The sequence below is a fragment of the Devosia elaeis genome (assembly GCF_001650025.1).
GTDB classification, from domain to species: domain Bacteria; phylum Pseudomonadota; class Alphaproteobacteria; order Rhizobiales; family Devosiaceae; genus Devosia; species Devosia elaeis.
Map to the genome: position 1 here is coordinate 1 of NZ_LVVY01000010.1, position 854 is coordinate 854.

An 854-nucleotide genomic window follows, 5' to 3' on the forward strand; every position below is an offset into this window, starting at 1 on the left:
TGACCTGAGCCCCAAGTCCCCTCCGGTTTTATGGAGAGTCCTTGAGTTGATGTTTGGCCCTAAGCGGCCTGTTTTTCCAGTGCCAGATTGCTGGCGAATTCGCTGGGCGTGAGATTGCCGAGCGAGGAATGCGGTCGATGGTCGTTGTAATCATCCTTCCATGCGCCGATCCGCATCCTGGCTTCGGCCAGTGACGTGAACAGCGTCTCGTTGAGGCATTCATCGCGGAAGCTGCCATTGAAGCTCTCGATGAAGCCGTTCTGCATAGGCTTTCCCGGCGCGATGTAGTGCCAGTCGATCTGCCGGTCCTGGGACCAGCGCAGGATCGCCATGCTGGTGAACTCGGTGCCATTGTCACTGACCACCGTCGACGGCCTGCCTCTTTGTGCGATGATGGCATCGAGCTCGCGCACCACCCGTCGCCCGGAGAGCGAGGTGTCTACGACCAAGGCGAGGCATTCCCTTGTGTGATCATCGACAACGGTCAGCACCCTGAACCGCCGGCCATCGGTAAAAGCATCGCTGACAAAGTCCAGGCTCCAGCGCTGGTTGGGCTGGTCCGGCACGATGATCGGACGCCGTGTTCCCAAGGCACGTTTGCGGCCGCCGCGCTTGCGCACCTGCAGCTTCTCTTCGGCATAGAGCCGCCTGAGCTTCTTGATGTTCATCTCGATGCCCTGTCGCTGCAGCATCACATGGATACGACGATATCCAAACCGTCGCCGCTGGGCGGCAACGGTCTTCATCGCCTCTCGCAGCTCGCGGTCGTCCGGCCGCAGACTGCGATACCGCACGCTCGATCGATCCACAGCCAAAGCTTCACACGCCCGCCGCTGGCTCACCCCATGCACCAG

1 protein-coding gene is annotated in these 854 nt (G+C 60.9%); it reads right to left on the bottom strand.

What is annotated here, in order from left to right; all coding sequences use genetic code 11:
- Positions 1-59 precede the first annotated feature (59 nt).
- A partial coding sequence (locus A3840_RS01005; protein ID WP_205633319.1) for an IS3 family transposase occupies positions 60-854 on the bottom strand: 795 nt, incomplete at its 5' end.